Raw genomic sequence first — 14,045 nt, 5'->3', positions numbered from 1 at the left:
TTGCAAACCAGATCAATTCGTGTTTGCGTATTGTCTATTCACCTGAAAAGCATGAAGAATAGTCAGTAGTAGGCATTACTCACGGAAGATTAACTGGTTTCTAACGTTCTCTAGGCCGCACAATTCGCTAGCAAGCCGACGAGGAAAATGGCGGTTTTATTTCTAAAAGCTATCTTAAAAAGAATTAGCGCGGGAATATCCTGCGCTAATTACTCAATTCATTCTTTTTAATTTTAGTTACAAACTAAGCATAAATAAAATGAATTGCCTGTATAACGTTAAATATAGTTGGAAACTAGCACCACGATCCTTTCTCTGTCAACGATTTCCGTAGCTGAACCCACCTATTGAGCCATACATATTACCTTACTTAACCTGTAAGCAACCTGGTAGAGCGTTCAGCTTTTTTATTGATCTTCCCTTTTCTTGATCGTCTGAACAACCTTCCCGTTTTCAACCAATTTTGTCTTTAATACGGTCTGTTGGGGAATCATAACGAGCAACATCGGGTGTATAGCTTCCGACAAAGGTGATTTCGTTACAACACTATCAGCGATACGTATATAGCGAACCGTTAATGTTGAATCCTGAACGAATACTTTGCTAATCGAAAGTTTAGGGGGCGTTTTCGTCGAAGGCAAAGCTATTCCGATGGCCATTTCTTTGTCAAAATTTGGGGCATCGCGCTTACGGACTGAACTCCCTGGAGCAGGTTGAAACATTTGATTAAACGTTTCGGCTTGCTCAAACACAAAAAGTGTGGGCTTTCCTTTGGTAAGCGGGGCATCGGCGCTGAGCGTGTAGCCGGTCAAAAGACGATACTTCAGGTTAACCTGAGCGAGCACCAATAAACTGGAAAACAGACCGATAGCAAGAAAAAGAGGAGTGCGTAAGCGACCATTAAAAGAGGCAAAAAAGGACATAATCAAACAAAAACTAAATGATAACCGTATTTGGTTAACGTCTGACCAGGCCGTTCGGTGTGTAGAGAACTAGAAAAAACCGCCTACCAACCGGAATTAAATAGTATATAGACAGTGCGATTGAATGCTACTAAACTTAGCAATCGTTGGGAACGACGAGCAGAGCCGGCGAACTATTCACTGAAGCGGGTTAGTTCTGTTTCGCTTCTGAATCAAGCGGGTTCTGGACGGTCATGCCCGCTACATTGAAACATGAGTTCAGGTTATCGCTTTTGCACTCAAATAAATCGAATGAGTCAACTCCTTTATCCAGCCGTTCGAAATAGAGAACAAAGCTTACTTTCTCGTCATTCTTAATTTCGCGGCTATCCGGCGACATGGGAATGCCCTCCGTTTTCACCAGCGCATACGTGCGCTTCCCATCGGCCGAGGCCAGCACCGCTTTGGGATTGAACGAAATACTGCTTGTGCCGTAATAGTTGCTATTGCGGTCATCCTTGTTTTTGCCAAACGTCATATACAGCACGGTGTAGCTGGCCGTCAGACGAATATCCGTGACGCGAATATCGGGATCCTGCGCATGACCAAGTCCACCCTGTGGGTCAGGATAAAGCCGGGGCATAACAGCCGATACCGGCTGATTTGGCTGGTAATATTCAGCTCCATCGGCCGGGGCATTGACGGCCACGGGCCGGGTCGACGTACAGGCGGAGACCAGCAGGATGAGGGCGACGAGGGCTTTCATAACGTTAAAGTACGTGCTTTCGTCCGTATAACCAACAACTTAGCCTATCTGTTCTTCACCTATTTCAGCGGATAACGTCTCCCAGATTTTATCGTATACAGCCGTGGCTGTCAACGTTTTACCCACGTTCCGGCTACTCACAAAAACAGGATGGTATTGGGAAGCGGTCCCGATCCGTCCGTGCGACCCTTTCACGAGGGTCGCATCCAGTGAAATAACGTTCATCAAATACCGGAACCCAAGCAGTTTACGGCCCAGTTTATAGCCTGCTTTCAGTTTGATCAGCGGATTGGTCTGGTCCATAAACATCTCGACAGGGTCGAAACCAGGCTTCTGGTGGATAGCCACCAGCCGGGCAAAGTCGGGCGCGCGTGCATCGTCGAGCCAGTAATAATAGGTAAACCAGCTATCGGCATCGGCTACCACCACCAGATCGCCGGAGCGTTCATGATCGATATGGTACTGTTTCTGTTGCTCTTTATCCAGCACGAGTTCAATACCGGGTGTTTTTTCCAGCAATGACCGGACCTTTTCAAAAACCGACCCGGCGGACCGCGACTCATCGTTGATGTACACGTGTGCAATCTGGTGATCAGGGGTAGCAAAGGCAGGCGACGCCCCCGCATCGAACAATTCCAGACCACGCTCTTCCCGGTAGCGGATCATGCCCGCTTCCCGCAGAATCCGGTTGATATGAATTGGTTTGCTTACGTTCGTTATCCCGTATTCCGACAGCACAATGATTTCAGCACCTTGTTTTTCATAATACTGAATCAGGTCGCGGCATACATCGTCGATTTCCCGCAGGTCATTCCCAATTTTCGAGAAATCCTGGCCAAATTTCTGCAGGCAATAATCAAGGTGTGGCAGGTAAATCAGCGTCAGCGTCGGATTGTGCCATTTGTCGACCAGCATAGAAGCATCGGCAATCCAGCGGCTACTTTTAATCGTTGTAGCCGGACCCCAGAACTGAAAGAGCGGAAAGATTCCCAGCTCTTTTGTGAGCCGGTCGCGCAGGTCGCCGGGCTGGGTGTAGCAATCGGGAATCTTCATGCCGTCGGATGGGTACTGCGGCCGGGGCGTGGCCGAATAATCAGCGGAGGAATACATGTTGTACCACCAGAACATTTTCGAGACCGTAAAAGTAGGGTCCAGCTTCCTGGCTCGTTCCCAGATCTTCTCTCCGGCCACGAGTTTATTAGACTGTTTCCAGAACTTCACTTCCGAATCCGTGCGATCATACCAGCCATTGGCAACAATACCCGTTTCGCTGGGCCATTTGCCCGTTACGTAGGTAGACTGCACCGACGTGGTTACGGCGGGGAGCATCGGATCGATGGTCGCCTGGTTTTTATCGGCAAACCACTGCTTCAGAAACGGCGTGTGTTCGCCAATCAGCGAATACGACAGGCCTACAACGTCGAGTACTACGGTCTTTTTCATACTGATGAATCAGGAAGGATAAAAGATGAACAGAAAGCTAACCCATTCATTCTTCATCCTTCAACATTGATGTATACACCCACTTCATTTCCCGTTCAATTGAATCGACCAGATTTTTCTTTAAATCCTCCGGCAGCACGCCCCATGTGTAGGTTTCGACCTCCAGCTGGTTGGTAAACATGCGATCGGCCTGCAACCGGAGCACCTCCCGAATATCGTCCTGGGTGGAGGTCAGTACACCATAATCCGCCACAAAGAGCGGGACATGGAAATGCGCCCGCCATTCCGCATGCGTCTCATTGAAAGCGGCCAGGGCTTCTGGCAAATCGGGGAAGCGAACCAGTTCCCCTGCCTTCGTTCGGGCCACAACCTGATGCAGATAGGTGGGTTCGTTAAATTCCCCAAACGCCTGCCGAACCGTTTCCCGTTCGTCAGCGGCAGCCGGGAACTCCGCTTTTAAAGCCGCGCTAATCTGGATTTTACCGACGCGCAAGCCATAATTTTTGAGTTTATCCAGCACCTCGGCCGGGCGTTCATACCCCACCGCAAAATGGCATACGTCGTAACATAACCGAACGTGCTCACAAATGGCAGCCTCCGCTTCTTCATCGGTCAGCCCGAATTGTTCGCTTAGTTGTTCAATCCCGATCGGCAGCAGGTAATCGGTAAACCAGCTAATGAACTCGTCGGCGGTTTCGATAATGCCATCCGGTTCAGGTTCCAGATCGAGGTGCATGAGCCGGTCGGTCTGCTTTCTTAATCGAACCAGTTCCGCTACAACCTCCAGTACATTTTGGGTGGTTTGGGAAAAGATATAGTCACGGGCGGCCGGTTGCTCCCACTCGAACCAGAGCCGGTAGGTTAGTGGAGAGGTAGACACGCCCCCCTGGATAGGGTTGCCCAATTCATCGACGGGCAACAGAACCGACAAAATACGAAACAGTCGTTTGGTATACTCAACCCTGGCTTCGGTTGTCCAGTCAGGTGCGTGCACCTGATCTTTAACGACGGTGTCGTGGAACCCCCCGAACGGAAAGCCATTCATCGTAAAAACATAGCAGTCATTCTGAGCTAACCAATGCTGGAAGGCTACCAGATTTTCGGGAATTTCCAGTTCCTCGCTCGCTATGTTCGACAGCCGCAACCCGATGCCAAAGGGAGCCTCCGGCGACAGCCGTTTCTTCAATTCTGGAACAGACTCCTGCAGCGCAGCGAAATGATCCGTCCAGGTTTCACCGGCATGAATATTGGTACAGTAACCGAGGTGGCCGAGGGAAGTTTTCATAAGAAAAAAACCTACAAGGTTTCAGAAACTTTATAGGCTTGAGAAGCTAATGTGTCCGTTTGTCGTAACGTTGCGATGGCCTGCCGAATACGGTCGGCATCCATCTCGTGCACTTCTACACCCCGCCCAAGGCCTTTCAGCAGCATAATAGTCAGTTGGCCACCTAGATGTTCACGAAATTCGGAGAGCCCTTTCAGCACACCGGCGCTGTTGTCAGCGTCGAGCATGGGTTGGTACAGGGCAAAGCCAAGGGTACGGAGCGTTGTCAGAATACGGTTCGTGTCCGTTTCGGTGAGCCAGCCGAGTTGTTGCGAGTACAGACTATCGAGCGCAATACCAATGGCAACCGCTTCGCCGTGCCGAATCTCAAAATTGGTAAGTTGTTCCAGTTTGTGCGCGCTCCAGTGACCAAAATCAAGCGGCCGGGAAGAGCCCATCTCAAACGGATCACCACCCGCAATATGCTGTAAATGCATGTCGGCGCACCGGTGAATGAGATAATGCATAGCCGTCATATCCCGGGCGGCCAATTCTTCGGCATGTGCTTCGATCCATTCGAAGAATGTCTTGTCCTTGATAAGCGCTACTTTGATGGCCTCCGAAATCCCCGCCCGCCAGTCGCGATCGTCGAGTGTCGTTAGAAACGCGCTGTCGTTGAATACCGCAACGGGAGGAGCAAAAGTGCCTAGGAAATTTTTCTTTGCCCGGTAGTTGACACCATTTTTGACGCCTACCCCCGAATCGTTCTGCGAAAGCACCGTCGTCGGAATCCGAATGTGGCGAATACCCCGATGTGAAATGGCGGCCGCATAGCCCACTAAATCAAGCACCGACCCGCCCCCGATAGCCGCCACATACGAGTGACGGTCAATGCCATACCGATCGACGGCATCAACGATCTGTTCGACAAAATCGGGATCATTCTTGGCAAGTTCACCACCCGGAATAATCAGAAAATCAGCGATAAGATCCACGATATCAGCGTGTTTCTCAAAGTATGTTCTGATGCCGTCGAGTAAGTCGGTATGTGTATCAACAACACCTGAATCAACAATAAAGAGAAGCTTTTTTCGAGTGGTGGCGGTGGCTTGCTGGCTAAAGAAGTCAGCGAGTAACGGATTTGTATAATCGAAAAGACGTTCGGTAAAAAGGACACTGTAAGAAAACCGAACGCTAAAAGTTTGATGCAAGTGATCCATGAAAAGTTGAAACCAGTTGAGTAGTACCGGCTCCATCCTTCAAAAATACAATCAAATCGCTAATGGTTCCTTATTGTGTCGTTTATACACAGGAAAATAGGTGTCAGCCCGTATATTTTACACACAGATAATCAGTACCGGCTGGCTACAGATAGAGAACTCTGTATTTTACCGCCCCATACAGTCGCCAATAGACCGATAGAAAAGGCGTTGCAACAGCCGTGAGAATAACGTACTTAAACGTGAGCCAGGTCAAGGGTGCACTGGGTAAGTGATGCAGCACACGATCTGCCAACAGAATTGTCCATGTACTCAACCCCATGATGGCCACGTTTACCTGACCACTCAGCAGGCCAATCAGCCCAAGAACAATGCTCACAACGGAGGCATAGTAGCCAATGATCTGCTGCCGGTAAGTTGGAATCCGCTCCCGAAACAAATCGGGATGACGCTTGTAGAGCAGCGCATCGTAGCAATTATTGCGTTCATCCTGCAACAATTCATACCAAAGACCCGTACGAATCGGATACACGACAATGGCTTGGGAGCATTTCGCAATGGGAATTCCGGCCTGAAGAAACCTGAACTGCAAATCACTATCCTCCCGCCAGTCGGTATCGAACGCTTCGTCGAACCCGCCAACGCGATCCAGCGTGGATTTCCGGCAAAAACAGTTGGCAGCCATAAACTCGGCCCGTTTCAGAAACGTAGCCGTGCGGTCGAGGGGTGTCGGCTGGTCGGGCAGGTGGACCCGCAACTGCCCGCTCACCACCTGCGCTCCGCGCTGAAAGCAGGTTAACGCCGATGAAAGCCATGTCGGTTCGGGCAGGCAATCATCATCCGTAAAGGCAATCACCCGGCCACGAGCCGCCCGCCAGCCCCGGTTACGGGCAGCGGCTAAGCCCCGCCGTTGGGGCTGGCCCAGGTAACGCACTTCGATAGGCGCACCAGCGCGGGCTATTTGTTTGGCAAAAAGTAAAACGGCCGTTTCCGTTTCGGATGAGTTGCCTTCATCGACGACAATGATTTCGAACTGATCGTGTGATAACCGTTGACGGCCCAGTGCATCAAGGCATTTGAGCAACAAAGCGGGTTGCTGGTAAGTTGGGATTACAACCGAGAATTCAGGTAACATAACACCGACAGGTAATTATTTATAAAAAAGAGGAAGCATTGATTCATCTGGCGAGTATGTATCCAAACCTGATTAGAGACAGCCTTCATCTCCCTGAAATCAACCCATACTCAGTTTGTTGCAAAAACCTGACCAAATTCACCATCCGTTTTTTTTGAGCAGAAACATTTTTATTAAATGCCTAAAAATCAACAGTCTATAGCAAAAAAACTCCGTTTAATAGACTTATATGGGCGGAATAATATCCTATAGGTCGTAAACCTGGTTACCCCCGTTTATCTTTGCCGAATCATTTATTTTCGCCTTTTTATGTCTCGTATCGCTCTCATTACCGGTGCAACTTCTGGCATTGGTCACGCCACTGCCAAGGCCTTTGCCGATCTCGACTACCGGCTCATTCTCTGTGGTCGTCGGCAGGAACGGCTGGACGAAGTGGCCGAACAGCTGGGTACACAGACCACTGTGCTAACCCTTACCTTCGATGTGCGTAACTGGAACGAGGTCGATGACGCAGTCAGCACCTTACCCGATGAATGGAAAGCCATTGATATTCTGGTCAACAACGCCGGCAATGCGCACGGCATGTCGCCGATTCAGGATGGGGACCCGGCCGACTGGGATCAGATGATTGACGGCAATGTGCAGGGGTTGCTGTACGTATCCAAAGCCGTCATACCCGGCATGGTCGAACGCCAGCGGGGGCATATCGTGAACCTCAGTTCGATAGCGGGCAAACAGACCTATGCCAACGGGGCGGTCTATTGTGCCAGCAAAGCAGCGGTGGAGGCCCTCAGCACGGGCATGCGGCTGGACTTGACCCCGCACGGCATCAAGGTGACCAATATTGCGCCCGGTGCCGTCGAGACGGAGTTTTCGGTTGTGCGGTTTAAAGGAGATCGGGAACGGGCGGCTAAAGTATATGAAGGCTATGCCCCGTTAACCGCCGATGACATTGCCGATTCGATTGTGTATGCGGTAACGGCCCCCGCCAATGTCACCATTGCCGATATGACCATTCTGGCGGCTGCCCAGTCGGCCGCAACGACCATCAATCGCAAATAAGTCGTTCAGGCTTTTTCGTCACAATGCTGTCGGTTAGGGGTAGCCGACAGCTACGATTGCGTTCGCTGCCGATCAAAAAATACCTAGCTGAACCGTTTATTTATTCTGAGCCGCAGAAGCCTGTATCATGCATACTTCAGGCCGATGCGTAAACGTATAGCTAAACGCTAAGCGGAATAAGTTTCTGCCGTTTGTGGTGCTGGAAACGAAGCTAATCAGGTGCATCCAGTCACCGATCAGCGTTAAAGCTGACTGTTGGGGTGCAGACAGTTCTGCCAATAGTCGATAATAAGCTTGAGTTGCTGATTGAGTCCGGCATAATCAATGGATTTTTTATAAAAACCCTGCACCATAGTCTCGTAGGCTTCTTTAATCAACTGGCTGTTGGCGGCTGTTGTCAAGTAGACAAACGGAATTGATTTAATCCTTAAATAATCATTCTGGTTGATTTCTTTCCGCAATTCCAGTCCATTCATAATCGGCATGTTAATGTCGCAAAGAATCAGAAACGGCTGTTCAACGGTGGTTCTCAGATAGTGCAGAGCCGCTTGTCCATTTGAAAAAAAATGAAGCGGATTAGGAAGATTTAACTGGCGAATGGCTTCACCAATCAGGTACTGGTCGTCTTCATCATCCTCCACTGAGATAATAGGCCCCTTTAGTGACATACGCTGCGTTATGGATACGATTTAGAACCAAATATACGATTGTCGATGCACTAAATGCTCAAAAGTCGCCCCTCACCCCACGGATTCGTCCTCCTTGTGACGTTCAATAAACGGGTAAACAGGCATACAGGCAAGGCGTTTGGAACGACGGCTTCGGTTAACGCTCTGTAGATCAATGGTATTCAATAAAACAAACCATTATTTCAACGGCCTAACAGGAAAAACAGACCGGCTAACGCTTTACTGGGTTAGATGATACACGTAGTTATCCTAACCTTATCCTTCCATGTCCGAAGCAGCTACAGCTACCAAACCGACGGCAACGTCTCCCATTGGCTTTAATGTCTTGGCCTGGTCGGCCGTTATGTCAGAGAAGCTGAATCCAATAACTGAACGCCTGAAGACCATTGGGTATGACGGGATCGAATGCTTTATCGACGATCAGGACGTTGCCGCTTACCGCCGGTTTGGTGACCACCTGACGCAACTGGGCCTACAGCGGACGTGCGTTATGGTGGTTGGACCCGATCAAAACCCGGTCAGCGAATCGGCAAAAATCCGGGAGCAGGCCGTGCGCTTCCTGAAAGAAGCCATTGACCGGGCGCACGCCATGGGCGCTACGGTTATTTGCGGCCCTATGCACTCGGCCTTTGCTACCTTCAGCCGACGTGAGCCACAACCCAGCGAGTATGCCTACAGCGCCGATGTGCTCCATGCCGCTGGTGAGTATGCCCGGCAGGCCGCTATTATTCTGGCCCCCGAAGCGCTGAATCGATTCGAATGCTATCTGTGCAACACCATGAGCCAGTTACGGGATTTAATTCGTCGGGCCGATCACCCCAATGTTCGGGCCATGTTCGACACGCATCACGCTAATATGGAGGAAAAACGTTTTCCAGACGCCATTCGGACAATTGCGCCTGTATTAGCCCATGTGCATATCAGCGAAAACGACCGCGGCACCCCCGGCGATGGGCACATTCCCTGGGATGATACCTTCCGAACGCTGGCCGAGCTAAACTACAAAGGCTGGATGACCATCGAAGCCTTCACCCGAAACGATATTGATTTTGCCAATTCGATCAACGTATGGCGGGAGTACAACGACCCCTGGGATATTGCCGAAAATGGCCTGAAATTCATTAAAATGATGCAGGCTAAATACGCCCGCTAAGCCGGTTCAGGCTTTCCCGGTCGGTAATCCAAGCCCCCTATACATTCCAGTGCTGACAGGACCTGATTTGGCCTGTCTAGCCAGCCCAGTTCTCCCGATCCAGACTCCGGTACTGAATGGCTTCGGCCAGGTGCTCGATACGAATCTCGTCACTGGCTGATAAATCGGCAATGGTGCGGGATACTTTCAGAATGCGATCGTAGGCGCGGGCCGATAAGCCCAGGCGTTCCATAGCCGTTTTGAGCAACGCCCGGCCGGGGTCATTGATCACACAGATTTCCTTCACCAGTTGCGAGGGCATCATGGCGTTGGAGTAAATGCCCGGCTGGCTGGCGAAGCGGGTCGTTTGAATCGCACGGGCCCGGATCACGCGTTCGCGAATGGCTTCGCTGGTTTCGGCGGGGCGATTGGCCGTCATCTGGTCGAAGGAAACGGGCGTTACCTCAACGTGCAAATCAATTCGGTCGAGCAGGGGGCCGCTTATTTTGGCCAGGTAGCGCTGCACGACACCCGGTCCGCACACGCATTCTTTTTCGGGGTGGTTATAATAGCCGCAGGGACAGGGGTTCATGCTGGCAATAAGCATAAAACTGGCGGGGAATTCGACTGCCCATTTTGCCCGCGAAATACTCACTTTCCGGTCTTCGAGTGGTTGACGCATTACCTCCAGCGCCGACCGTTTGAACTCGGGCAGTTCGTCCAGAAACAACACCCCATTGTGAGCCAGCGAGATTTCTCCCGGCTGCGGAAAGCTGCCCCCACCCACCAGAGCAGCATCGGAGATCGTATGGTGCGGTGACCGGTAGGGGCGGGTGGCAAGCAGGGTAGCTTTGGTCCCGAGTTTCCCCGCCACCGAATGAATTTTTGTTGTCTCCAGTGCTTCCTGCAACGTGAGCGGAGGCAGGATACTGGGCAACCGCTTGGCCAGCATGGTTTTACCCGCGCCCGGCGGGCCGATCATAATAACATTGTGCCCCCCAGCAGCCGCTATCTCCATAGCCCGCTTTATATTTTCCTGCCCTTGTACATGCGAGAAATCAGCATCATACGCATTGATCTGGGTCATAAACAAATCGCGCGTGTCGGTTTCTAAAGGCGCAATCTCTTTCTTTCCTTCGAAAAACTCGATGGCATCCTGAATAGTCGCTACGCCAATGACATCCAACTGGTTGACGATAGAAGCCTCCTGGGCATTTTCGATGGGCAACACAAAGCCTTTGTAGCCTCGTTTTCGGGCTTCGATGGCAATGGGCAACACCCCTTTGATGGGCCTTAATGTACCATCAAGCGCCAGTTCGCCCATGATAACGTAGTCTTCCAGACTACGGGTCGTAGTAATTTGTTCGGAAGCCTGCAAGACGCAAAGCCCAATGGGCAGATCGTAGGCCGACCCTTCTTTCCGGATATCGGCGGGAGCCAGATTGACGACTACTTTCTGACGGGGCATTCGGTAGCCAAAAAATTTCAGCGAGGCCTCCACCCGCTGTTCACTTTCTTTGACCGCACTATCGGGCAAACCTACCAGGTGAAAATGCAGGCCCTGTGCCACAACGACTTCAATGGTGATCAAACTGGCATTTACGCCATACACGGCAGCGCCGAACGTTTTGGCTAACATAAAGAAATAAGTAAACGGTTGTAGTCGATGGGTTTCAAAACTACATTTCTACGGGATAATAAAAAAACGGGGAGGTATCTTTCGTGATCAACTTGTTATGTGATGTCATGCTCCTCCAGTGGTGGCGGTTTCTCAAAACCTCGTACGGTTGGTTAATCTATGAGGTTTTGAGAAACCTCGCTTGTCAGTTTTAAGAAACTGCCATCACCGCGACATCACAGCAATTGCCAAACTACCACCTGTCTTGTATTAACTCACCGGCAAATACACCGAGAACGTAGACCCCTGGCCGAGTTGGCTGGTGGCCGTTATGGCACCACCATGATTGGCCGCTACCTTGTGAACAATGGCCAGTCCAATGCCGGTGCCAACATACTGGCTTCTGGTGTGCAGGCGTTGAAATACCTGAAAAATACGATCCAGATACATTTCATCGAAGCCAATACCGTTGTCTTCGATATCAATCTGGTGGTACTGTGCGGCCTCCCGGGTTGGTTTGACAATAGCTGGCAGGTCAGCCTTTGCTACGAGCCGGGCGCTGATTTGCACCTGTAAGGCCACATCTGGTCGGCGAAACTTAATGGCGTTGGACAATAAGTTTTGAAAAAGCTGCCGCAACTGTGATTCATCTCCTTTTACGGCGGGCAGCGAGTCGATATGAATAGTTGCGTCGGCTTCTTCGATTACAAAGTCCAGATCATCAATAACCCGATGGATCACCCGCGACAACGGAATATCGACGGCAGAAGGGGGCTGCGTTGTAATACGTGACAGCGTGAGCAGATCTTTGATCAAAATAGACATGCGTTCGGCGGCCACCTGCATCCGCTGAATCAGATCCGTTCCATCGCCCAGTCGTTCGGCATACTGCTCCAGCAAAAGCGTACCGAACGACTGAATTTTCCGTAATGGTTCCTGCAAATCGTGCGAGGCTACGAACGCAAACTGTTCAAGGTTGTTATTGGCTTCCAGCAAGTCTTTGTTGAGCGCTTCGAGTTTGAGCTGGGTCTGCTTCAGTTCGGTAATGTCGAGAAAAGACAAGACCAGCAGTTCGCCCTGGCGGACCCCCTGCACCTGATACCAGATATCGTACCCGTCCTGTGTATAATGGTTGTAATAGCGCAGGGGAGCACCCGTTTGGGCCAGTTCGATGTACCGCTCCCAGATACTGTTCTCTCTCATACCCGGAAACACCTCCAGCATGGTGTGGCCCAGCAAATCGGCTGCCTGGCGTCCCGTCATGCGCTGCGCCATCTGGTTGATTAGTTCGTATCGCAGATCGACGACCTCACCCGTCGTTTCATGGCGGATGATGGTGTACAGGGCAATCGCGGTTAACGAACTGTCGGTCACAAACCGAAGTTGATCGGCCTGGTTTCTGCCCAGTAAATTGGCTCGCTCCAGAGCCTGCGTACGGCCCTGAACCTGCCGTTCCAGGTCCTGGGCATATTGCCGCTGGGCCGTTATGTCTTTGGCAATGCCCCGGACTAAAGGCGACGCCCTGTTCAGGCCATTTCGCACGGCTCGCCCCTGCGCATGATACAGTCGCTCCTGACCCGTTTGCCGATTGACGGCCCAGAACTCAATATCGACGGCCGTATCCAGTCCATTGGCTACGGCCTCCCGGAGGGCTGTTTCGACTTTATTCCGATCCCGAATCGTGTCGAGAACCTGATCCAGAGAGGGCATCTCGTCTGGTTTAAAACCCAGCCAACCTTTGGCCCGCCCGGAGAGCAGGATGGTGCCATCGTCAGGGTTTATTTCGTAGGTACCCAGTTCGGATAGTTCGATGGCGTCTCGCAGACGTTCTTCGCTGGCTTTCAGCAAAGCCATCAGCGTCTTCTGCTCTGTCTGCGCCTGTAGTTCGGCCGTAATATCCTGTACGATGCTGATAAAGCTGTCTGGTTTTCCCTCCTGGTCCCGAATCAGGGCCGAGCTAACCTGCGCCCACACGATGGTGCCGTTTTTATGCCGATAGCGCTTATTGAAAATATACGAGTTCGACTCTCCCCGTATAAGTTGCTGAACCAGAGCCACGTTTTCCGCCACATCGTCGGGATGGCTAATGGTACCAAAATGCTGGTCGAGCAGCTCATCCTGCGTATAACCGACCAGATCAGCAAATGCTTTATTGATAAGCTGAATGTTGCTATGTGTATCCAGAATGACAACACCAACAGAGGCATTCATGAAAGCCGACTGGAACCGCTGTTCTACTGTTTTCAGCGTTGCCTCTTTCCGTTTTTCGTCGGTGATATCCTGGGCGGTACCCGAGAAACAGTCGCCCATGCCCGATGGCTGCGCAGCTACCCGGCCCGTGATGCGTATCCAGCGCAAAACCCCGTCTACGGGGCTGGTAAAGCGATAATCGACGGTTGTTGGCTTCTGCGTTTTTCGACTGGGTGGATTCGTTACCAGGGCCTGCAAATGGGCGAGATCCTGAGGATGAATCTGCCGGAATAAGTCATCCAGTGAAACCGTTGCGGCTGGCCACCGGTAGATTTTCTGGCACTGCTCATCCCAGTCGATCCGGTGCTGATCGGGATACATGGCCCATAAACCAATACCAACAGCTTCCAGCGCAGAAGCCGTTTGTTGCTTAACTCGCTGGAGTTCTTCCTGGAGGGCGCGTACCTCCTCGTCAGTACTTTTCTTATTGCCCGTCATCCGTTCAAGTAGGTAATGGCAATCCAAAATACAGGAAAAAGAGATGCAGTAGTTTACTTCCCTATAGATTAAACGATTGATCGGTTATCCTACGGTTGCCGGTATCCGGCCTATGTCACCGGCAAC

General features: G+C 51.1%; 11 protein-coding genes. 2 read left to right on the top strand and 9 right to left on the bottom strand.

Annotated features, from left to right (window positions below; all coding sequences use genetic code 11):
- Nucleotides 1-407: 407 nt before the first annotated feature.
- The 6 genes from ACYU8Y_RS23705 to ACYU8Y_RS23680 form a co-directional block, all read right to left on the bottom strand.
- The gene (locus tag ACYU8Y_RS23705; RefSeq protein ID WP_460940628.1) at nt 408-923 is read right to left on the bottom strand and encodes a hypothetical protein; all 516 of its coding nucleotides are present in this window, start codon (nt 921-923) and stop codon (nt 408-410) included.
- Between the two features lie 190 nt (nt 924-1,113).
- On the bottom strand, nt 1,114-1,668 hold the full coding sequence (locus tag ACYU8Y_RS23700) for a hypothetical protein (RefSeq protein WP_460940627.1): 555 nt from the start codon (nt 1,666-1,668) through the stop codon (nt 1,114-1,116).
- A gap of 39 nt (nt 1,669-1,707) precedes the next feature.
- Nucleotides 1,708-3,111 (bottom strand): alkaline phosphatase family protein, encoded by a 1,404-nt coding sequence (locus ACYU8Y_RS23695; protein ID WP_460940626.1) that lies wholly within the window; start codon nt 3,109-3,111, stop codon nt 1,708-1,710.
- Nucleotides 3,112-3,157: 46 nt separating this feature from the next.
- On the bottom strand, nt 3,158-4,396 hold the full coding sequence (gene eboE, locus ACYU8Y_RS23690) for a metabolite traffic protein EboE (RefSeq protein ID WP_460940625.1): 1,239 nt from the start codon (nt 4,394-4,396) through the stop codon (nt 3,158-3,160).
- A gap of 11 nt (nt 4,397-4,407) precedes the next feature.
- Entirely contained in the window at nt 4,408-5,595 is a 1,188-nt protein-coding gene (locus tag ACYU8Y_RS23685) for a 3-dehydroquinate synthase (protein WP_460940624.1), read from the bottom strand.
- 145 nt (nt 5,596-5,740) lie between these two features.
- Nucleotides 5,741-6,730, bottom strand: coding sequence for a glycosyltransferase family 2 protein (locus tag ACYU8Y_RS23680; protein ID WP_460940623.1), 990 nt, complete (start codon nt 6,728-6,730; stop codon nt 5,741-5,743).
- 309 nt (nt 6,731-7,039) lie between these two features.
- Here ACYU8Y_RS23680 and ACYU8Y_RS23675 point away from each other — a divergent pair, with 309 nt between their 5' ends.
- On the top strand, nt 7,040-7,792 hold the full coding sequence (locus ACYU8Y_RS23675) for an SDR family NAD(P)-dependent oxidoreductase (protein WP_460940622.1): 753 nt from the start codon (nt 7,040-7,042) through the stop codon (nt 7,790-7,792).
- Between the two features lie 242 nt (nt 7,793-8,034).
- Here ACYU8Y_RS23675 and ACYU8Y_RS23670 read toward each other — a convergent pair whose 3' ends face one another.
- Nucleotides 8,035-8,460 (bottom strand): response regulator, encoded by a 426-nt coding sequence (locus ACYU8Y_RS23670; protein WP_460940621.1) that lies wholly within the window; start codon nt 8,458-8,460, stop codon nt 8,035-8,037.
- Between the two features lie 286 nt (nt 8,461-8,746).
- Between ACYU8Y_RS23670 and ACYU8Y_RS23665 the strand changes: the two genes are divergently transcribed.
- Nucleotides 8,747-9,634, top strand: coding sequence for a sugar phosphate isomerase/epimerase family protein (locus ACYU8Y_RS23665; RefSeq protein WP_460940620.1), 888 nt, complete (start codon nt 8,747-8,749; stop codon nt 9,632-9,634).
- 76 nt (nt 9,635-9,710) lie between these two features.
- On the opposite strand, the gene ACYU8Y_RS23660 is transcribed toward ACYU8Y_RS23665, so the two are convergent.
- Both ACYU8Y_RS23660 and ACYU8Y_RS23655 read right to left on the bottom strand, forming a co-directional pair.
- The gene (locus tag ACYU8Y_RS23660) at nt 9,711-11,252 is read right to left on the bottom strand and encodes a YifB family Mg chelatase-like AAA ATPase (protein WP_460940619.1); all 1,542 of its coding nucleotides are present in this window, start codon (nt 11,250-11,252) and stop codon (nt 9,711-9,713) included.
- Between the two features lie 249 nt (nt 11,253-11,501).
- Nucleotides 11,502-13,919, bottom strand: a complete 2,418-nt coding sequence (locus ACYU8Y_RS23655; protein WP_460940618.1) for a PAS domain S-box protein — start codon at nt 13,917-13,919, stop codon at nt 11,502-11,504.
- Between the last annotated feature and the right edge of the window lie 126 nt (nt 13,920-14,045).

Source organism: Spirosoma humi, from assembly GCF_054776575.1.
This window is presented reverse-complemented; position numbering and strand designations above follow the sequence as displayed.

Excerpts from the sequence above, each read along its gene's own strand:
- ACYU8Y_RS23705 (WP_460940628.1), bottom strand. The coding sequence starts at position 923 with ATGTCCTTTTTTGCCTCTTTTAATGGTCGCTTACGCACTCCTCTTTTT.
- ACYU8Y_RS23700 (WP_460940627.1), bottom strand. The coding sequence starts at position 1,668 with ATGAAAGCCCTCGTCGCCCTCATCCTGCTGGTCTCCGCCTGTACGTCG.
- ACYU8Y_RS23695 (WP_460940626.1), bottom strand. The coding sequence starts at position 3,111 with ATGAAAAAGACCGTAGTACTCGACGTTGTAGGCCTGTCGTATTCGCTG.
- eboE (WP_460940625.1), bottom strand. The coding sequence starts at position 4,396 with ATGAAAACTTCCCTCGGCCACCTCGGTTACTGTACCAATATTCATGCC.
- ACYU8Y_RS23685 (WP_460940624.1), bottom strand. The coding sequence starts at position 5,595 with ATGGATCACTTGCATCAAACTTTTAGCGTTCGGTTTTCTTACAGTGTC.
- ACYU8Y_RS23680 (WP_460940623.1), bottom strand. The coding sequence starts at position 6,730 with ATGTTACCTGAATTCTCGGTTGTAATCCCAACTTACCAGCAACCCGCT.
- ACYU8Y_RS23675 (WP_460940622.1), top strand. The coding sequence starts at position 7,040 with ATGTCTCGTATCGCTCTCATTACCGGTGCAACTTCTGGCATTGGTCAC.
- ACYU8Y_RS23670 (WP_460940621.1), bottom strand. The coding sequence starts at position 8,460 with ATGTCACTAAAGGGGCCTATTATCTCAGTGGAGGATGATGAAGACGAC.
- ACYU8Y_RS23665 (WP_460940620.1), top strand. The coding sequence starts at position 8,747 with ATGTCCGAAGCAGCTACAGCTACCAAACCGACGGCAACGTCTCCCATT.
- ACYU8Y_RS23660 (WP_460940619.1), bottom strand. The coding sequence starts at position 11,252 with ATGTTAGCCAAAACGTTCGGCGCTGCCGTGTATGGCGTAAATGCCAGT.
- ACYU8Y_RS23655 (WP_460940618.1), bottom strand. The coding sequence starts at position 13,919 with ATGACGGGCAATAAGAAAAGTACTGACGAGGAGGTACGCGCCCTCCAG.